Here is a 20,727-nt window from a genome sequence, read left to right on the forward strand (position 1 = left end):
GGATCCATCCTCCTCTAGCTCATCACTATAAGGTATGGCAGTCCCCTTAATGTTGACACAACTCTGAATAAGCATTTAGCTGGAGGACTATGTCTAAGGGGCCAGCACACTTTTTGTTGAAATGTTGCTTCCTGTGCCGGGCTTACTGGCATAGGCTATACTATCCATCTTTAAAACCAAAAGCATTTACCTCAAAGTGAGTTATAAAAGGGGGGATGTCACCATGAAAATTGTGTTTCCGAATCATAGTCTGGGGACCGGCGGCGGAGCACGCTTTGTTTGTCAATTGGCCAATGCCCTGGCAGACAAAGGACACGACATTGAAATTGTTATACCCGAAGAAGGCTTAATTGTCTGGCCCTTACACGTGAAAATCACACGTGTTAAAGCGCTTATTCCGGAAGCTATACCTTCAGCAGATTTTATTATTCCGAACTTTTATACGACGGTTATGCCGGCTTGGGAATCGAAAAAGGGCCGGGTCGTCCGTTTAAGCCTTGGCTACGAGCCCCTGTGGGTTAAAGATGAGCTGGCTCTGCAAACCTATCAGATTGATGCCCCCATTCTCTCCATATCCCAGTGGCACCGCCAAATGATTTTAAATGGTACCGGACGAGACAGCACCGTGATCCACGGCGGAGTTGATCAGTCAATCTTTCATCCCTTGCCCAAACACTCGTCACTAACCGGCCGCAAGACTATCTTCTATATATCACGCTCTGAAAAATATGGTTATTTTTGGAAAGGTGGCAACGATTTTTGGGAAGCCTGTTCCCGTTTAAAAGACGAGCATCTTGAATTTGATGTTTATGTTGTTCACCCTGAACCGGATCAACTTGTTCCTCCTTTTCCTTGTGAACAGCGAACTCCGCAAAACGACCATGAGATGGCCAGACTCTATGCCCAAGCTGATCTTTATGTCTATACCTCGTATTTTGAGGCCTTTGGGCTGCCTCCATTAGAAGCTATGGCTTGCCAAACAGCCGTTGTAACTACCGATTGCGGCGGGAACCGTGATTATGCTAAGCATAATGAAAACTGTCTCGTTATTTCGCCGAGCCATGTAGCTCAACTAACCGAGGGCATAAAACAGTTACTGTTAAATGATGACCAACGGCAGGTCCTTGCCCGCAATGGATTTAAAGATGTCCGGCCATGGACTTGGCAGCGTACTGCCAATCAGGTAGAATCCTTCTTATTAGACCGGCTTTAACCCCTTTCTTTATATTTCAGATAACCTTCGTGAAGCGATATCCAATACTACTGAAAAAGGGCAGCAACCGCTTGAAAATGATTACGGTTACTGTCCTTGATAATAATGAACGCTAAACTCTCTGAGACACCTTGTATACTATAGTCTGTCCTCCCCCAGCCATTCCGGAAAAAGCTCTTTGGCCTTGGCTTTTACTCTGGCATCACAATTAACTCCATACAAGCTCATATTTTCGCCATGCCAGCGATACTTAAGGAGTTGTTCATCTATAAATCCACAAGGGCCATTTCGTAACAAGCGAAACCACATATCATAGTCATGAGCCGTCGGTAAAGTTTCGTCAAATCCTCCCGTCTTCTCTAAAGCAGACTTCCTCATCATGACGGTTGAACCGTTGATAAAACACGCATCCATAAGTCTTAAAACCATGTCATGAGTATTAGCCGTGTAAAACGAACGTATCAGATGGGTAATGTTTCCCAAAGCATCTATAATCATAAAGCTCGTATAACAAAAGCCAAGCGATGGATCACTCTCCAGCAAAAGAACCTGTTTAGCCGTCTTTTCAGGTTCAAACATATCATCGGCACTTAGCCAGCAAACGTATTTGCCAGCTGCTTGTTCTATTCCATAGTTCAAGGCGCTGGATGTTCCGCCGTTTTCCTTGTAGATATAGTGGACTTGCGTTAAATACGGCTTAATAACCTCTGCAGTGTTGTCTGTGGAACCATCATCGACAACTAGAATTTCAACGTTTTGGTAAGTCTGTTTCAGAGCGCTCTCAACAGCTTGGGTAATGTATCTGGCGTGATTGTACGTAGGAATAACCACGCTAACGAGCGGCATAATCATTTAATTTCCTCCAATTCGTAAAAGCACATTATTACAAAATTACAGAGCGACTTTCACCTAGGCGATGCATCCTTTTGAAACATGCAAAGCCTTGAACGGCTGACACCAAATCACAAATCTCTGATTGGAGAGCAATCCTTCCAAGCTAAAAGGGCATCTACAGGTTCAGCGTCTTTGCCGTAGATTTCCAAGAAAGCAAAATTTGATTGATCGTGAAACTTACTGAAAACAACAACGTGATACCCGAGCTTTTGGAAATCCTCAACCTCCCATCCCGATCGATGCCGCTGATAACTTTCTCCCCCTAATCCGTAATAATCAAATTCTTTTTGTTGGAAAAATCCTCTCGGAGTAAAGACGATAACTTTTTTGCAGGCAATCTCCTCAGATTGACGCAAAACATCAAGGGCAGCCTTTTTTTCAAAATGCTCAATGACATCAATTAAAGTTACGCTATCCAGGGTATTGGGCAAGAATAGTTCACTAAGCCGCTCAGCCGCAAAATTGAGTCTGATAATCTGCTCACCGAACTTAACTTTTTCTAAATATGGCCGATGAACATCAACACCTATTTTTATAGGGCAATGAAATTCTTTGAGAGTTACACACATACCGCAGCCCACATCCAAGAGCGAATGGGAATCCAACAGAAGTTCATTAATCGTAACAAGGAAATCTTTGTGGGTTACGGTTGAGATAGTTACTGTCATTGACCGAACACCCTTTCAAACGTTAATTCCTTTTATTTGGCCTCTTTATTCCTCCTGCCAGGATAATTGAACCTGCCGTTTCCGGCAAATCGTTAAACCGGGGCCAATCGGAATCGTCATTAATTCATAGTCCTTCGTATCTTGGGCCAATATCTCAACAGCTTGACAGGCAGTACCACTCCAATTCGGCTGCATCATAGCCTCATCGCTCGGATGAGTATCATGAAGCAGAATGAGTCCGTGAGGTGCGACATAAGGGAAAAAGTCCCTAAAATCTTGTAGTACGGCCTCTTTGCTATGATTGGCATCGATGAATAACATATCAATCTTTATAGGGTTTGCCTGCAATTCTTTGACAAATTCTTGGGTTGCAGCATTCATGAAATGCGTTTTGGGAGAATGCTGCATATAGTTTCCGGCCTCTGGGGTTATATCAACCCCAATTAATTGTTCGGCAAAGGGTATAACTCTGTTAAAAAGAGCGCATTGAAATAAGCCAAGTTCCACATAAACCTTCGGTCTGTAAAGGCTCGCCAGGTGAACGATAAAGTCCTCGTGCCAGTTTAAACCTGGCAATTGATCTTTTAAAGCAATCTGCAAGTGATTCATACTCCATCCCCTTTTACTTGACTCAAAAGCTGACTCATGATTACTGACTTTTCTTTCGGCAGACCCTAATCCATACGTTTGCTCCAGATAATTCTTGTTGTGCAGAATTTGAGAATCTTCCGGTCGAAACGTTCTAGCCATTTCATTATGCTCATAGGCTAACTCATACTTGCCTAAGCGATCGTAGCAAACACACAACTGTAAATGAGGCAGCCATGTCCAGCAGGATTGAATCACGGGCCCCCATATGTCGCTTTTTTCTAGTTTCGTAGCTAGGCTATACCAAAAAGCGGCCTGTTCATATTTTTCAGCACTCAGGAAATAAAATCCTAAGCGACAACAAAACTCAGCTCTCGGAGCTGCAAATTCGAAGGATTTCAGATTATACTCCAGTTCTTTATCCCTGTCGCCCAACTGCTGAAAGCAATCAGTTAACCTCGCACAAGCTGAAAGTCTATCCTCCACCCATCCTTGTCCGGTGTTTAAAAATTTTTGATAGACTTCAACAGCACGATTATAAAGCTGATGTTCAAATAATTCATTGCCATAGTAATACAAATCCCGCGGAGTGAAGACCATGTCTTTTGCCTGACACTTTTCAAATATTCTCAAGTTGCGTTCGCTGATTTCAGCCGTACCCGTATGGGTCACACATATATCCGATTTAAGAATGTTTCCACTCACATCAATATATTCATGGACTGCTCCAACCCAACGAAAGTTACTGCTCCGCTTAACCAGGCGATTCCTCCTAAAACTATACGTTACGACTCCGAACTCATCGAACGATAAATTATAAGGCATATTGACAGCGTCAATGAACGGAGTCAAATTACTTTTTAAATTCAGGAATTTCTGACAATCTACCTCTGATAAAATATCATCGGCATCCAACCATAGAATATAATCCATCCTTGCTTGAGCGAAAGCAAAATTACGGGCAGCAGAAAAATCATCAATCCACTCAAAATCATAGATTTGATCAGTGTATTGACGTACAATTTCCTTCGTGTTATCCGTCGACCCGGTATCAACGATAACAATTTCGTCTGGGATTCCCTTCACAGATTCTAAACAATTGGCAATGTTGCTTTCTTCATTGCGAACAATCATACAAAGACTGATGGTTATCGGACGCTCTTCCATCGTTTATATCACCTCAAAGTTTGGGTTTCAGCCATACTTTATCGTATTCATGACACTAGAATATGGACACACTCGTTCAAAATAAAGAAGCCCTCTGGCATTTGGCTATTGCCTGAGGACTTTTAAAACTAGGTCTTATTTATCCTTCGGATTCCAATCCCAACACACCCTCTAAATATCTCTTATTATGAAGAATATGGGAGTCCTCCGGACGATACTTTAAGGCTAACTCATTATGCTTGTAGGCAAGCTCATGTTTTCCTAATTTGTCGTAACAGACACATAACTGCAGATGAGGAAGCCAGGTCCAACAGTCGTAGTTAACCTGACCCCATGAATCTATAGGCAACTCTACTTCTGTGGCAAGTTTATACCAAAAAACGGCCTGATCAAGCGCCTCTAATTGAAGAAAATAAAAACCAAGACGACAGCAAAATTCAGCCCGTGGAGTATCATACTCAAAGGATTTAAAACAATATTTGAACATATTTCCCTGCTCATGAAGAATCTCAAAACAATCCGCGAGCCTCCCGCAAGCAGAAATGTTATCCTCCACCCATCCTTTTCCGGTGGCCAAAAACTTAAGGTAATATTCGATCGCTCGATTATACATCTTGTGGTCTATTAGTTCATTGGCGTAATAATATAGATCCCGAGGAGAAAGAACTTCTCCCCTTGCTAAACGACTTTCATAAATCTTTAAATTTCGGTCAAGTTCACCCGGGCCTCCTCTGTGAGTAACTGCACAATCTGAGATTAAAACTTTCCCGTTAACCTCCAAATACTCATGTACCAACCCTATCCACTGAAAATTCATACTGCGCCTGACCAACCTGTTTCTGCGCAGGCTGCAAATAGGTTTTCCATGTTTGTCCAGAATCAAATGATAGGGCATGTTTACAGCATCTACCACAGGATCCAACGTTTTCTTAAGGGTTAAAAACTCCTTCTGATCCTGTTCAAGAAGCTCGTCATCTGCATCCAGCCAGAGAATGTAGTCCTTAGTTGCCTGACTGAAAGCGTAGTTCCTGGCGGAAGCAAAATCATCATTCCAGGCATAATCAAAAATTCGGTCAGTATATTTTTTTACAATTTCTTTCGTGCGGTCCGTCGAACCGGTATCTACTATATTAATTTCATCCACAAGGTTATGCGCCGAATCTAGGCAGCGCTCGATATTGCTCTCTTCGTTTTTGACAATCATGCACAGACTGATGGTTATTTCTGTTTGTGGCATTGGATTATTTAGCCTCCCCAAAAATAAAGTCAATATATCGTATTCATAACAGGGGACAGCGGTGCATTTTCTTCGCGAAATATCGAGCTAAATAATTCAGTTAGGGGAATCGATTTTTAAGAAACATCCATGCTTTATCTAAGGGCTTAAAATATCTTCAAAATATTTTTTGTTGTAAAGAATCCGGGGATCTTGGGGACGGTAACCCCGGGCGATTTCATTATGTTTGTAAGCAAGGCTGTAGTTACCCAAACGATCATAGCAAAGGCATAACTGGATATGGGGAAGCCAAGTCCAACAGGCATGCTCCGCCGGACCCCAGTTCTCTCCAGGCCTTTCCAGCTTAGTAGCAAGGTTATACCAAAAAATACTCTTTTCGTACTGGCCATTTTCCAAGAAATAATTGCCCAGATGACAGCAGAACTCCGCCCTAGGAACATCATATTCGAAGGATTTAAAGAGAAATTGTAATTCATTGTCCTTGTCTTCAAGATGATGATAAATTCCGGCAAGACGTTGGCAGGCAGACAGTTTATTTTCAACCCATAAGTCCTCTTGCTGAAGAGCCTTTTGGTAGATCTCAATGGCACGATGGTATAAGCGGTGACTAAGCAGCTCATTGCCTATATAAAAGAGATCTCTTCCTGACAAGGGGTTCCCTTTAATCATCTGTTTTTCAAATATCCTGAGATTGCGATTCGGATCATCCCGGATTCCTAGATGAGTCACACAGACATCACTGTTCATAACATAACCGTCAATTTTCAAAAATTCATGGACGGCCCCAAACCATTGAAAGTTTTTACTGCGCTTTACCAATCTGTTGCGGCGAAGACTCATAGCAACCGTTTCATATTCATCGAGGTCCAATATATAAGGCATATTAACCACATCGATCAAAGGATCAAGGCTTTTTTTCAATATCAAAAATTTGTCACGATCGCACCCTGAGATAATGTCGTCTGCATCCAGCCAAAGGATATAGTCCATATTAGCTTTAGAAAAAGCAAAATTCCGTGCTTCAGCGAAATCATCTATCCACTCAAAATCAAAAACAAAGTTAGTATACTTTTGGGCGATTTCTTTAGTTTGATCTATTGACCCCGTATCAACAATGATTATTTCATCAGGAATACCTGTCACAGAATCCAGGCATCTGGAGATTGTTTGTTCTTCATCTCTTACTATCATACATAAACTTATTGTAATCTTTGAATTATTCACAATTTATTCACCTCGTATACAACCGTAAAATATCTATCTATAAGTATAGGCCAATAGTTTGAGGAGAGGGCTCCGTGGAGCCCTCGTTTAAGCAGTTAATTTAATTTCATAAATCTTAAACTTGCTGCCACGTTTGTGAGCTGTCCAAAAGCGTTGTTTACCAAAGTAACCGTTGCGCCGCTTGTATTTCTCAATGTTATAATATCGCCGGCTGAAGCGGTAATAATTGAAGGCCCTTCATTCCTTCGAACTGTAGGCGTTCCGGAAACGCTCGACGCATACACCGTACGGATGCGTATTGCCCCATTTTGAGTTAAAGCAAACTCATTATTGGTAGAAACTGTAGTCGAGAAATCGACTGAATAGTTTCCGGCAGGCAAAGTTATTTGTGTTGAACCAGTAGCGTAAGTTATACCTCCGATTAATATGCCAACTGAGTTAAACGTCACATCACCGCCGCTGGCAATTGATTGCGTTGTCGTATCATAGAGGTACGCATAGGCTGCTAATCCAGACCCGGTAGCTCCAGTTGCTCCTTGTGTTCCTTGGATACCTTGCGTTCCCTGGATGCCTTGCGTTCCTTGGATGCCTTGGGTTCCTTGGATACCCTGCGTTCCTTGGATACCCTGCGTTCCCTGGATACCTTGCGTTCCTTGGATACCCTGCGTTCCTTGGATACCCTGCGTTCCTTGGATACCCTGCGTTCCTTGAATGCCTTGTGTTCCCTGGATACCCTGCGTTCCCTGGATACCTTGCGTTCCTTGGATACCCTGCGTTCCTTGGATACCCTGCGTTCCTTGGATGCCTTGTGTTCCCTGGATACCCTGCGTTCCCTGGATACCTTGCGTTCCTTGGATACCTTGCGTTCCTTGGATACCTTGCGTTCCCTGGATGCCTTGGGTTCCTTGGATGCCCTGCGTTCCTTGGATGCCCTGCGTTCCTTGGATACCCTGCGTTCCTTGGATACCCTGCGTTCCTTGGATACCCTGCGTTCCTTGGATACCTTGAATACCTTGCGTTCCTTGGATACCTTGTGTTCCTTGGATACCTTGTGTTCCTTGGATACCTTGTGTTCCTTGGATACCTTGCGTTCCTTGAATGCCTTGCGTTCCTTGAATGCCTTGCGTTCCTTGAATGCCTTGAGTTCCTTGGATACCCTGCGTTCCTTGGATGCCTTGTGTTCCCTGGATGCCTTGCGTTCCTTGGATGCCTTGCGTTCCTTGGATACCTTGTGTTCCTTGGATACCCTGCGTTCCTTGGATACCTGTTGCTCCCGTCGCTCCCGTCGCTCCTATTATCCCTTGAGCCCCAATAACATTTATCTCTTCAGCCACCATCCGATGGGCTGTCGTCAAATTACCTGCGGCATTTTTTCCCCAGGCCGTAACCTCAACGGCATCAGAACTCGTTATAAATTGGAACTCAAAAGCATCAAAATTAGCAAAATAGTTTCTAGTTGCCACTCCACCGGGTACCAGAGTAAAAAATTCCAAAACGTACTGTGTTTTTGTAGCTCCGGTTAAATAATAACCCTGTATTTGGATGGAAGCAGTTACTGAATCGTCATTTGTTATTCTCACAGTAAGCGTCGAAGTCGGTCTGACCCCGCCGACCGCCGGATTGTCAATCAACCCAGTAGTTAAAGAAGGCAATTACCCCATCTCCTTTCCTATAATTATTAGGATTATTTTGAAGTATACTTTTTAAAAATGGATGCTTATATTGATATCTTGGCTAGCGAGAATCAAATAGCGATACCTCGGCAAATTTTTTGCCCTCCGATTTTCAAAAATTCTCTTATTTAGTGCACCACATTTACGGACACCGTCGTAATCTATCGTTACTATAATTTTACGTTTCATGTCCAGTTTCTGTTACTGCCAGATATCATCTAACCCCATAAATGTTTATTAGTTATATTCAGCGACTGTCATTTGTGCCCCTACACTTGGTGCTAATTCCATAGTTAAGGGAGTAGCTGAATTATTTCTTAGTGTTAAAACATCCCCGGCATTTAGTAACAAAATAGCCTGACCTGAAACTTGACCAGTGGCAATCAGCGCTGAAATAGGCGTTGAGGCATCTACTGTACCGTTCACTGTGATAGCAATTGACGAACCGACGCCTGCAGTTATTGACACACTATAATCGATTTGATAATTACCGGTATTAGCGACAACCACAGTGGTCGCACTTGCAGTGTGCGTTATATTTGAAAGAGGACCGTTGTTACTGAAAGGTACATCGGCGCCGCCAACGACAGTTGCATCAGCTAGTGTAGCAAGTTCATAGACATATCCAAAGGCAGGCAAACCGCCTGTTCCTGCAGTGCCCTGGATACCTTGCGTTCCTTGAATACCCTGCGTTCCCTGGATCCCCTGCGTTCCCTGGATCCCCTGAGTTCCCTGAATACCCTGCGTTCCTTGAATACCCTGCGTTCCTTGAATACCCTGCGTTCCTTGAATACCCTGCGTTCCTTGAATACCCTGCGTTCCTTGAATACCCTGCGTTCCTTGAATACCCTGCGTTCCTTGAATACCCTGCGTTCCCCTGTCGGTCCAGTTGCCCCTGTTATTCCTTCTGAGCCAATCACATTCAGTTCTTCGGCTACCATGCGATGGGCTGTTGTCAAATCACCGGCAGCATTTTTTCCCCAGGCTGTGATCTCCACAGCATCTGAGCTAGTTAGAAACTGGAACTCAAAAGCATCAAACTGAGCATAGTAATTTCTTGTAGCTACCTCACCCGGATTTAAGGCAAAAAGCTCCAAAACGTACTCTGTCTTAGTGACTCCAGTCAAATAGAATCCTATAATTTCAACGGAAGCTGAAACGGTGTCATCATTTGTTATCCTGACAGTTAGCGTTGACGTTGGTCTTACCCCAGAGACCGCAGGATTGTCAATCAACCCAGTCGTTAAAATAATCATCAAATCGTCTCCTTAAATTATTTTTAATTAAAAGGGATTGACTTCTCGGGCCACTGCCCGATGTGCTGCGGTAAGATTTCCGGTTGAGTCTTTCCCCCAAACGGATACTTGCACAGCCTCTGAATTAACAAAGAATTGAAACTCGAAAGCATCAAATTGGACAAAGTAGTTTCTCAAAGCTACTTCACCCGCTGCAAGTGTAAAAAACTCTTCCACGTATTTCACTTTGGTTGCTCCGGTCTGATAAAAGCCCTCGATTTGAATCACCACGGTTGAGGTATCATCATTAGCGATCTTTACAGCGAGCGTTGAACTCGGTCTAACACCCGCAACCGCAGTGTTATCAAATAAACCTGTTGTTAAATATGGCATTCACTCACCTCCTAATTATGGGTCTATACATTGTATTATCCCTGTCCTCTTTTGGTTACCTAATTATTCCATTTATTAGAGAGACCAGAAATCTTTCTTTATCTGTATCTTGGCATTTGCTATTTAGATGTCTTGGGGTTTGCTTTAAAAAAGATAGTCTTTATCTAAATAAAAAAAGTAAGGATTAATTAAATTCAAAATTAATCCTTACTTTTTAATAATAAATATGGACGAACGTCTAAAGTTGTTCCCATATTAAAGTTTAAGCGAAAAATGCTATAAAGCTCCCCATTCTCTTCCTTCATTTCGTACAATTTTGCCCATCCTGGAATAGAATAATTTTTTGTTATATTCCCACTCAGGAGGGTCCTGGTAATAATCTTGAGCCCTGGGATGATACAAGTGCACCGTAATCGCCGTCGTCATACAGTAACTGCAGCCATTCCCTAATAAGCGGTGGATAAAATCATTGTCATCATAGGCAATTCCCACAAAATCTTCATCATAGCCCCCGATCTCATAAAATTGATCGCGGTGCATTGCCATTAAAAAAGGCATTCTTGTATCTAATACGATGCAGTTATTTAAGGCATCCAATTCAAACGAGCCATTCTTATCCTTAATCTGCTCGAGAAACCTCCCATCTCGATCATCTTTTCCAATTGGAATACCCAATAGTTTGGGCTGATCGAGGATCGGGGTAATTAGAGCCGCAATCGTTTGGTTGATATGAAACATTTCAGCGCAGCAGAGAACTAAAATATCTCCGGACGATTGTTTCACTCCAATATTAATGGCAAAGCCAGGAATCCGCCAAACAGGCTCTGAGTTTAGATTTCTCTGCCCGGAAAAGATATACTTCAAATTGAGTTTTTCTTTGAATTCATTGCAGACTTCTTCGGTTTCGTCTTGTAGGCCATCATTAACCACAATGGTCTCGAACTCAAAGGGTATTGTCTGTTGGGATAGAGAAAAAAGCCCCCATTTTAACAAGTTCACTCTTTGAAATGTTGTTATAATGATAGAAATTTTAGGCTTTTTTTTCTGTCCGGCGCTGCGTTTAGTGTTTTTTTTTGCCATTAGTTTTTGCGAAACAGTTGTTAAGAGACGGTACCATTTTTCCATGGAATCTTGGGTCGACAATTTCTTCTCGATCATCACCTGCCGAGGCGAAAAAACACGGTTTGGTAATTCTTGAAGGGCGGCTTCAAAATCCTCTCCGAAAATCCCACATCGTGAACGTTCTTCTTCACTGAGGTCTTTAAAAATTCCCACCTGCCGCATAACCACCGGAATATCACATAGACATGCTTCAACCGCTGCCAAGCACTGAGTCTCAACGGGCGAACCGATCATAAAGAAATCAGCGCAGTTCAAGAGCTTGGTGATTAGGGTTTGGGCTATTCGGTTAAACACTCGAACATTGGGAGCAGCGAAGGTTTCCTGGGCTTTAGAGACCAAAATCCAAGTGATCTCGGGATGTTGTTCTATACAGCTCCGCACTTTGCTCCAACCCTTTACCTCAGAAAAATCGCCGACAAAAATACCAATTCTTCCTGTATCAAACCCCAATTCCTTGCGAACCTCCACTTTATCCAGAGGCTTAAAGAGTTCTAAATCAACACCTACGGGAATGATCTCAAAATCATGCTCTGGATAGGACAGTGCAGTTTGCAATGAATTAGTAACAAGTATGGAGGCTCGGCGTAAATTTTCCTCTTGCTGCGCACTAGCCCAGCCCATAGACCTCAGATTGTCCTGTAAAAAGGCAATCGTATAACGGGATGGATCAACGGTGTTTATAAACGTCGCATTCTGAATAACGACTTCAACCTCTGGGTGATGCATCTGAATATAATTCCGGGCATTTGCCGCATAATCGCCTTCGGTGCCTGCGAGATACATATCAACACCTGCGGAGGATGGTAAGGCTTCCAGGAGAAAATTCCATAAGACCTTTTCCCCCATGGACCCTGTAATCAGGTCATTACATACCGCAACTTTGATTTTTTCTTCTACCCTTTCTGCTGTTCGCGGGCTATTTAATTCCCCGCACTGAAAATGATAGACGATACTGTCAAATGCGGTTTGATGTTGAATCCCTTCGGCGCTAAGTTTCGACATTAAGACATTATCCCCGGATATACACGGTTCACCCGGCCGCGTTATGATCGGATGAGTAAAATCACTTCCTGGAACGATATTTCCTTCCGGATAACCGCCTACTCTCTTAAAATGTTCCTTCCGTATCAAGAGAGGCATAAATAAACCGCCATCCAGCAATTTAGGCTCCGCTAAATCGCGAGCATACTGCTCAAATTCTGTTTCTTGATAGGACAGATAATCCTTGCCAAAGTCCTTTTCCACCCCAAACTGACCGCTGCGCAGCCTCCCAGACTCCACTAATCGAGCGGTGACACAGTTCTCTCCGTTATAGGCCTGCCATAGATTATCAAACCAGCTCGGCGTAAAGGCCATATCCGAATTGATCAAAACGACAAAATCTCCCCGTGCCTTGTTAACCGCAAAATTGTAAGCACGATAAACATTGTTGATATACCATTCCTCTTGCTGCTCAGGAGTATTCGTGTGAACATAGTGCGGCACATAGTTATCACGCAAATATTCGAGAACCACAGAATCAGCATCATTGGCAACAAAGAAGAACTCTTTGTCGGTCATATCCGTATATTTAAAGACCTGCTCATAAACGAACTTCAACCATTCAACGCTTTTGTAAATCAAACAGATAATGCTGAATTTTGGTTTAAACACTTCATCACGATATTGTTCGACATAGGTTAAAGACTCCGCAAACGTTAAAGGTTTTGGTTGTTCATCATCAATCCACAAGTCTTCCGGAAAGAGCTGCTGAGGAACTTTTTGCACGACTAACTGTTCTTCACTGATCAAACGATCGAGCATTTCATATCCTCGTTGTCCATGCGATCTATAAACGAGGTATTTATGAGCCAGCCTTTGTTTTGAAGAGAAACCATAATGCAGCACTTGAATTTTATCTGTCCAAGTCATCTTTCGAATTGTAGAAGGATAAGGCGGCTGATGAAGTCCCGGCTTAGTTTCGGTAAAACTTATACCAGGAACCACGCGCCATAAACGACAAAACCAACCCGAGCCAAATAAACTATCGATCCTTTGCCAGGAATGACTTCGCCATAAATTGATTTCATGAAAACTCATGGCATCATATTCCTGTTCCTCACAATATCTGCACAATTCTTGCAGAGATTCTTCTGCATTTGCGGTTAGTACTTCATCTGCATCCAGCCAAAGGATAAAATCCGGTTTTAATTTTAAGGCCTCTTGGAGCAAGAGTTTTTTATGACTACGCTCGTTGGCAAAATTATTTTTTGTTGAGCGAAGGACATAAGGTGTTTGTTTCAACATATATTCGTAACTTCCATCCGTGCTTCCATCATCATAGACAACCAAACTATCCACAAGAGGTTTGATATGATGCACAAACCTCTCTAAGTTACCTTTAATGAGTTCATTATAAATTTGGCAGATTCCTACGATCCGATAGTTCATCGCAAGAGCTCCCCTTCTTCCCGATTATCCAGTCCCATCATTAAATGGTGCTTTCGCAGGAGCGCTTCCGTTTCTTCATCAGTCATAAGGAAATCTCCCGAGCTATATTCTTTTGACAACGCCAGTAAGCCCGGTTCTGCTGCCGTTAATTCAGGAAGCATTGGCTTAATCGCGTAATAGCCTCCGCGGTCATAAGCTCTCCAGGCCTCTTCTTCTGAAATCAGGATTTCATGGACCTTTTCACCGGGACGGATTCCCGTATACGAGATCGCAACCTTCCGATCCCCAATCAGGGCCTTAGCGATATCTTCTATGCGAGCCGCTGGAATTTTGGGAATAAATATTTCTCCAGCCTTAGCTCCTTGGAGAACTGCAAAGATAGTATCTACCGCGCTCTGTAAAGGCAATAAAAACCTTGTCATTTCCTTGGTTGTTATTGTGATTGGCCCTCCGTGCTTGATTTGTTCCTGAAATAACGGAATAACCGAACCTCTGGAAGCAAGTACATTACCATAACGCACACAGATAAACCTAGTCTTGGGGAGCGTCACATTGGCCGCGATAAAGATTCGCTCTTGCATAGCTTTGGAGATTCCCATGGCGTTCACCGGCTTACACGCCTTATCCGTCGATACTCCAACAACTGTTTCTACGTTCAGATCATTTTCAGCAATAGCCCGGACAATATTTTCAGCTCCCAGGACATTCGTTTGAACTGCTTCAAAAGGAAAATACTCACAAGAAGGTACTTGTTTTAAAGCTGCTGCATTGATCACAATGTCCGCATTTCTCAAAACAGAACTAACTGAATGATAATCCCGAATATCTCCGATTCTAAATTCGATTAAACGTGTGAAATTATCATAAATGACCTCATCGGTCACATTGCGCTGATTCTGGTATTCGACACGCATCGCATGCTGTTTGGCTTCATCACGCGAAAAAATAATGATTTTCTTAGGGGAACCGAGTTCTTTCTGGAGGAGTCTCCTGGTTAAAACCTTTCCCAGTGAACCTGTGCCCCCGGTAATAACAATAACTTTGCTATCAAAAAGTTCCATAATTCTTCCCCCTTGGTCTAACCGTTATGATAAGGTCCTTGTAAATAATCTTGATACATTTCATTAATGAGCTCCTCCCAAGTTGGTGGGGAGTAGCCCGTTAGAGAACGAAAAACCGAAGAGTTCAAAGATCGATCCGACCGGACACCATCCTCTGGCTCGATGTTTATATTTTTACCATATTGAGCATTGATCAGTTTAAGCAATTCATACTTGGAAATTGGATTCGAGGACACATGATAAAGCCCCGACATTTCCGAATTTGGGATCACATAATCCGCAATGATTTGAGATAATTCAATCGTCGGGAAACCGGAATAAATGACGTTTCTAAAGCCACGCACTCCATCCTTCTGGCTTAGAAACCATTCGAGCAAACCATAGTTTCCTTTCAGTTCATGTCCAATAATGGAAGTTCGCAGGGTAATACAATGTGGATAAGCGACTTCTCCAAGGTATTTGGCTCTTCCATAGAGATCTCTGGCATTAGAAACATCACTTTCGGCATAGTTTCCTTTTTCTCCATCAAAGACACAATCCGTGCTAATATGGATCATTCGGACACCCGCTTTACTGCAAAGCGACGCAATGCGGTGAGGCAGCAGTGCATTAATGGTTATTGTCTCGATAGGATCTTCTGCCTCGGGAATTTGCTTGATAATACCAATGCAATTGATAACAATGTCTGGTTTCACTTCGCCGAAAACCTCAACGAGCCCTTCCATCTGATGGATATCGATGTCTTGACGTACTTTCTTCATCTGATCCCTTGGCCGCCAATCAGACAAAACCTTCGAAGAACGAACTGTGGTAAAAACATCTAAATTGCGTTCCCCTGCAAGATGGCGGAAAAGGGTATGCCCCAGCATCCCTGACCCACCCAAGATCAATACCTTGTACATGCTAGTGTCCACTCCTTTTCTCAACCGCTTCCTATAAGTCTGGGAAGAATTCACGCGCTTTTTTCAAAGCAGGCTCTGTATAATTTGCCGGTACATAAAGGCTCCCATTCCGACCGTGCCAACGATAGCCTAAAAGCAGTTCATCAAGAAAGCCGCACGGATAACTTCTAAGCATGCGAAACCATAGCTCGTAGTCATGAACAGTAGCCATACTTTCATCGAAATACCCAACCTGATCTAAGGCTGATTTGCGCATCATCACTGAAGATCCGTTGATAAAGCAGCCCTCCATCAGTTTTTGTACCATTACTCTCTGGTCCGAATAAAACGGCGAGTGCACTTCATACTGCTTAGATCCTGCCCCATCGATCATGACAAAGCTGGTATAACTAAATCCCAGTGCAGGCTCTTTCTCCATCAAACAAACCTGTTTGGCAACCTTATCCGCTAAAAAAATATCATCAGAGCTCAACCAACACACATATTTTCCCGATGCAACGGCAAGACCAAAGTTCAAGGCACTGGCTGTTCCGCCATTATCCTTATAGTAATAATGAATCCAGGGTATAAAAGGCATAAGAATTTCTTGCGTTTGATCCGTCGAGCCATCATCTACCACAAAAATCTCCATGTTTGGATAATTTTGATCGAGAACGCTCTTTACAGCAATGCCAACATATTGTGCATAATTATAAGTTGGTATAATTACACTGACTTTTGGCATCGTCATCATAGTTTCCCTCCACTCCCAATGGCTAGAATCCTTGCCACTTACGACTGCCCTCTTATATAGACTTTTCGGCATCTAAAATTGTTTTAAATTCCTCTTTAGCCTTTTCGAAATCAGTCATCGTACCAATGTCAAACCAAAGGTCTTGACTCTCGTAACCTACCACCCGAGCTTTTTCCCTCAACAGCCGCTGAACCAGATCAGGCATATCAAACCGTTCGTCCTCTGGTATATACGACAATATCTGCTTGTTAATCACATAAATGCCCATACTCGCCCAGTAATTAAGCGAGGGTTTTTCCCTATAGCCTGTGATGTTACCATCTTCTATCTCTAAGACTCCAAAGGATGAACTAACAGCTTTGTTGTGAACCGCAACCGTCATATCCGCTCGGCTCCGAAGATGATGCTCATATAAAGCCTTAAAATCTAAAGTGGTTAATTCATCACCATTGACTACCAGAAAATGATCCTCTAAATCCTCGACCAACCGTAACGGGCCAGCCGTCCCCAAAGGTTCCTTCTCCACGGAATATCGAATTGTCACCCCCCAAAAACTGCCGTTCTGAAAATAAAGCTTTATAAAATCCGCCAAATATCCCAAACACATGATAATTTCATCAACCCCGGCACGTTGGAGTTGATGCACAAGAATTTCCGCTATCGGTTTGTCTCCAATCGGAAAAAGGGGCTTGGGTAAAACCCGCGAATACGGGTCTAGGCGTACTCCCCGGCCGCCCGCTAAAATAATAGTTTGCATTGCATTTCCCTTCTTCACTTTTCATAGGAACCTTATATAGTTGTTCATATTTGATATTTTCCTATCTGAAAACGATTCAAATGAGCAGAAATCCACGCCATCGTCTTTTTTATTCCTTCTTCAAGGGAAACCTGTGGTTCCCACTCCAGAGTTTCTTTCGCCAACCGGTTATCGGCTAAAAGACGATTCACCTCACTCCGACTGGGTCGAACTCTGGACTCATCAAGGACGATTTTCCCCGAACTGCCTAGGGTTGCAATAATTATCTGCGCTAATTGCCCAATCGAAATTTCCTGTCCTGAACCCACGTTAATCACTTTTCCAACCGCCGCTTGTTTTTGTGCTGCTTTTATAAAACCCTCCACTGTATCTGAAACAAAGGTGAAATCACGTATGGCCTCGGTATTACCAAGAAGAATTTCTTCACTGGCAAGTGCCTGAGTAATTAACGTCGGAATGACAGCACGGGCTGACTGCCTCGGTCCATAACAATTAAACGGCCTTACCGTAACAACGGGTAGGTTATAAGAAGCATAGAAACTTTCTGCTAACTTATCCGCCCCAATTTTACTCGCCGAATATGGGGACTGACCCTGAAGAGGATGAGCCTCATCGATTGGGACATAACGTGCAGACCCGTATACTTCACTGGTGGACGTATGGACAATTCGTTCAACTCCATGATCGCGTGCAGCCGTCAGAATATTAAACGTCCCCAAGATATTCGTCTCAATAACCTCCCGGGGATTTTTATAGGAATAAGGGATCCCGACCAAAGCACCAAGGTGAAAAACAGCATTGCATCCCTTTACTGATCGTTCTATTACATCCGCATCTCGCAAATCCCCTGCGATGATCTCAATCTCTTCAAGTTCCCGCTGCTCTAAATCTTCCAAATTTCCGCGGCCATTTCTGGAATTATAACGGATAAAAACCCGAACACTTGCCCCCGCTTTGACTAAGTCTTCTGTCAAATGGCTGCCGATAAAACCACCAGCCCCCGTGATCAAGACTTTTTTTCCCTCCCACATCACGCTCTTTCATTCCTCCTTCCCGATAACTGATATATCGTATGTCAATGTATGTTTATCTGACACAAGTTGCCACATTGGAGAAGGTTGCTACATACACTAGCAATAAAACCACCTCGGAGGTTAACCTATGAAAATTGTGATTCCGGCTGAGAGTTTAGAAAAAGGCGGCGGAGCCCGTTTTCTCTATCAGGTAGCAAATGCTCTGATAGATCGTGGCCAAAACGTAGAATTAGTCATGCCTCAACAGGCTATCGTAGAATGGCCTGTGCGCGCTAAAATAACTCGGGTAAAAGAATTATCTCCGAAGGCATTTCCCTCATGCGATTTTATCCTGCCCAATTTCTATTCAACTGTTTTTCCAGCCTGGCAATCGAAAAAAGGGCAAGTTGTTCGCCTTAGTCTCGTCTACGAGCCATTGTGCATAGCTAATCCTGAATTATCCAAAGCCACCTATTCTATCGATGCGCCAATTGTCACCATTTCTCAGTGGCAGCGCCAACTGATTCTTTCGGAAGTCGGCCGCGACAGTTCAGTAATCTCTGGTGGCGTCGATTCGGCTTTTTTCCATCCCTCCCCTAAGCTTTCCGCGCGAACTGGTCAAAAAACTATTTTCTACATTTTGCGTGGTCCAGGCTATTCCTGGAAAGGAAATAGCGACTTTCTGGAAGCCTGCAAATATCTGAAGGAACGTTTCCCGAATTTTACTCTTCTTGTTGTTAATCCAGAAGAGCAAACATTCGAAACTACATTTCCTTATACGATCATGAAAGCCAAAAGTGACCAAGAGATGGCCCTACTCTATGCTCGAGCAGACCTTTTTGTTTATGCCTCATATTACGAATCATTTGGCCTACCGCCCCTTGAAGCAATGGCTTGCGGGACGGCAGTTATAACTACCGATTGTGGCGGGAATCGTGATTACACGAGAAATGGAGAAAACTGTATTGTCATTCAACCGAGCGATGTTATGGCCCTAACCGAAGCTATGTATCATCTATTAACTAATGACAACGAGCGACAGCGTCTTGCCGATGCCGGTCAAACTTTCGCAAAAAGTTGGACTTGGCAGCGTACTGCTGATCAATTGATATCTGTGTTAAAACAACTTTAAAGTTTACTATCAAACGTAAACGACCATACTCCGACAAATGTGAAAAGGTGTATCAAAGGGACCGTCCCTTTGACACACCTTTGACACACTTCAAACTCATGTTGTCTCATAAACTAGTCTATACAATTAGACGCAAATGTCTGACATCAAAATTCCCGTCTCTTCGCTTGTTCCATGAGCATCAAATATCTCGGAGCCATCTGCCTCCACTCTAAAGCTGCGGCACACTTCTGACCTCTAACCGCAAGAGATCGTAAGAACGCCGGGTTGTCAACAGCTTTGCGCAAAGCATCAGCCAACTGCTTAATATTCCCCGGTTCGAAGGTTAAAGCAGACATATCAGAGGTTAATTCTGCAAGCCCTCCGGCTCGAGAAGCAATCACTGGGACCCCTATTGCCATACCCTCCAAAGCGACGAGGCCATAAGCTTCACGCCGACTGGGTACCACCAAGCCTGCCGCCTGCCCCATCCAGCGCCATACTTCTGAACTTGGCAGCCAACCTAGGAACTTAACCCAAGCCCCAAGTTTCCTCGACTCGACAATCCGTTTTAAATAAACTTCATAAGAGTAGTCTGGCGCCTTTCCGATAATATTCAGTCGGACCTGCCGTCCACTCTTCCTTAAAAGATACACAGCCAGAATTAAATCCTCAATTCCTTTATAATCCAACAATCTGCCGACATAAAGAAACTCATTAGCAGCTTTCGGCTCCCAACGTTCAGATGGCCAGGAAATACCCAGGGGAGTAACTTCCGTTTTTAAAAGATATTGAGGAAATTTCTCTTGCAAATAGTTCTTTTCGCTCTGGCTTATTAGATGAATGCGTCTGCAGCGCATCAACAGATCCTCTTGAACTTTAAATTGTGCTTGCAGCTCAGGCTCCGCTCTATCTCCCAACTCCTGACGCAAAAAAGAATAAACAGAATAGAGAATGGGAATTTTTCCACCAGAAAGTGTATAGGCCAGAGAAGTAAAATTAATGGCATGGCAATGAATTAAGTCCCATTCCCGATTAAGCTCGGGAAATTCCTGACCTACCGTCTCCGCTTTAATCATACCTAAATTGCCACAATAATGGGCGTTACGAGGCAATCCTAAAACTTTGATCTGTAATCCCCGTAAATCCCACCTAGGTTCGGTAAAATCGCTACGTGGTACTATGACAGTTTGACGCACACCTGAACGATCAAGCATATGCACCATGCCGGTGACTGCAGTACCGGCTCCACCAAAACTTTCTTCTTCGAATTCGTTTGTCAAGGATAACACATCCATAAAATTAC

At 43.3% G+C, this 20,727-nt stretch carries 18 protein-coding genes and 1 pseudogene; 2 read left to right on the forward strand and 17 right to left on the reverse strand.

The features are described from left to right. Positions 1-223 precede the first annotated feature (223 nt). Positions 224-1,213 carry a glycosyltransferase family 4 protein gene (locus B5771_RS01530; RefSeq protein WP_047811887.1) on the forward strand — a complete coding sequence of 330 codons (990 nt, stop codon included), beginning with the start codon at positions 224-226 and terminating at the stop codon, positions 1,211-1,213. A gap of 138 nt (positions 1,214-1,351) precedes the next feature. On the opposite strand, the gene B5771_RS01535 is transcribed toward B5771_RS01530, so the two are convergent. The 16 genes and pseudogenes from B5771_RS01535 to B5771_RS01605 form a co-directional block, all read right to left on the reverse strand. Further along, on the reverse strand, positions 1,352-2,065 hold the full coding sequence (locus B5771_RS01535) for a glycosyltransferase (RefSeq protein ID WP_047811888.1): 714 nt from the start codon (positions 2,063-2,065) through the stop codon (positions 1,352-1,354). A 110-nt stretch (positions 2,066-2,175) separates the two neighbouring features. Next, positions 2,176-2,775, reverse strand: coding sequence for a class I SAM-dependent methyltransferase (locus B5771_RS01540; RefSeq protein ID WP_047811889.1), 600 nt, complete (start codon positions 2,773-2,775; stop codon positions 2,176-2,178). Between the two features lie 45 nt (positions 2,776-2,820). Continuing rightward, positions 2,821-3,384: a class I SAM-dependent methyltransferase gene (locus tag B5771_RS24965; RefSeq protein WP_172408119.1), complete on the reverse strand. Its 564-nt coding sequence runs from the start codon at positions 3,382-3,384 to the stop codon at positions 2,821-2,823. 81 nt (positions 3,385-3,465) lie between these two features. Next, positions 3,466-4,530, reverse strand: a pseudogene (locus tag B5771_RS24610) (glycosyltransferase); the annotation flags it as partial. 139 nt (positions 4,531-4,669) lie between these two features. Beyond that, entirely contained in the window at positions 4,670-5,767 is a 1,098-nt protein-coding gene (locus B5771_RS01550) for a glycosyltransferase family 2 protein (protein ID WP_047811890.1), read from the reverse strand. A 138-nt stretch (positions 5,768-5,905) separates the two neighbouring features. Then, positions 5,906-6,991: a glycosyltransferase gene (locus B5771_RS01555; protein WP_088185951.1), complete on the reverse strand. Its 1,086-nt coding sequence runs from the start codon at positions 6,989-6,991 to the stop codon at positions 5,906-5,908. Between the two features lie 95 nt (positions 6,992-7,086). Beyond that, positions 7,087-8,643 carry a collagen-like protein gene (locus B5771_RS01560; RefSeq protein ID WP_207652668.1) on the reverse strand — a complete coding sequence of 519 codons (1,557 nt, stop codon included), beginning with the start codon at positions 8,641-8,643 and terminating at the stop codon, positions 7,087-7,089. A gap of 258 nt (positions 8,644-8,901) precedes the next feature. Continuing rightward, on the reverse strand, positions 8,902-9,303 hold the full coding sequence (locus B5771_RS24615; protein ID WP_242966691.1) for a hypothetical protein: 402 nt from the start codon (positions 9,301-9,303) through the stop codon (positions 8,902-8,904). Further along, positions 9,264-9,920, reverse strand: a complete 657-nt coding sequence (locus tag B5771_RS24620; RefSeq protein WP_242966692.1) for a hypothetical protein — start codon at positions 9,918-9,920, stop codon at positions 9,264-9,266. The genes B5771_RS24615 and B5771_RS24620 overlap by 40 nt, the downstream gene beginning before the upstream one ends. Before the next feature lie 27 nt (positions 9,921-9,947). Beyond that, positions 9,948-10,292, reverse strand: coding sequence for a hypothetical protein (locus B5771_RS01575; protein WP_047808721.1), 345 nt, complete (start codon positions 10,290-10,292; stop codon positions 9,948-9,950). A 276-nt stretch (positions 10,293-10,568) separates the two neighbouring features. Beyond that, positions 10,569-13,844, reverse strand: coding sequence for a glycosyltransferase (locus tag B5771_RS01580; RefSeq protein ID WP_047808720.1), 3,276 nt, complete (start codon positions 13,842-13,844; stop codon positions 10,569-10,571). Next, positions 13,841-14,905 (reverse strand): polysaccharide biosynthesis protein, encoded by a 1,065-nt coding sequence (locus tag B5771_RS01585; RefSeq protein WP_047808719.1) that lies wholly within the window; start codon positions 14,903-14,905, stop codon positions 13,841-13,843. The genes B5771_RS01580 and B5771_RS01585 overlap by 4 nt, the downstream gene beginning before the upstream one ends. A 17-nt stretch (positions 14,906-14,922) precedes the next feature. Then, entirely contained in the window at positions 14,923-15,807 is an 885-nt protein-coding gene (locus B5771_RS01590) for an SDR family oxidoreductase (protein WP_088185953.1), read from the reverse strand. Between the two features lie 31 nt (positions 15,808-15,838). Then, complete coding sequence (locus B5771_RS01595; protein WP_242966693.1) at positions 15,839-16,540, reverse strand: glycosyltransferase; 702 nt, start codon at positions 16,538-16,540, stop codon at positions 15,839-15,841. A gap of 52 nt (positions 16,541-16,592) precedes the next feature. Then, complete coding sequence (locus tag B5771_RS01600; protein WP_047808718.1) at positions 16,593-17,297, reverse strand: sugar phosphate nucleotidyltransferase; 705 nt, start codon at positions 17,295-17,297, stop codon at positions 16,593-16,595. Positions 17,298-17,341: 44 nt separating this feature from the next. Further along, entirely contained in the window at positions 17,342-18,328 is a 987-nt protein-coding gene (locus B5771_RS01605) for an SDR family NAD(P)-dependent oxidoreductase (RefSeq protein WP_088185954.1), read from the reverse strand. Positions 18,329-18,458: 130 nt separating this feature from the next. Here B5771_RS01605 and B5771_RS01610 point away from each other — a divergent pair, with 130 nt between their 5' ends. After that, complete coding sequence (locus B5771_RS01610; protein ID WP_088185955.1) at positions 18,459-19,442, forward strand: glycosyltransferase family 4 protein; 984 nt, start codon at positions 18,459-18,461, stop codon at positions 19,440-19,442. 146 nt (positions 19,443-19,588) lie between these two features. Here the strand turns inward: B5771_RS01610 and B5771_RS01615 are convergent, their stop codons facing one another. Next, entirely contained in the window at positions 19,589-20,719 is a 1,131-nt protein-coding gene (locus tag B5771_RS01615; protein ID WP_088185956.1) for a glycosyltransferase family 4 protein, read from the reverse strand. Between the last annotated feature and the right edge of the window lie 8 nt (positions 20,720-20,727).

The organism is Desulfosporosinus sp. FKA (assembly GCF_002196785.1).
Taxonomy (GTDB): domain Bacteria; phylum Bacillota; class Desulfitobacteriia; order Desulfitobacteriales; family Desulfitobacteriaceae; genus Desulfosporosinus; species Desulfosporosinus acididurans.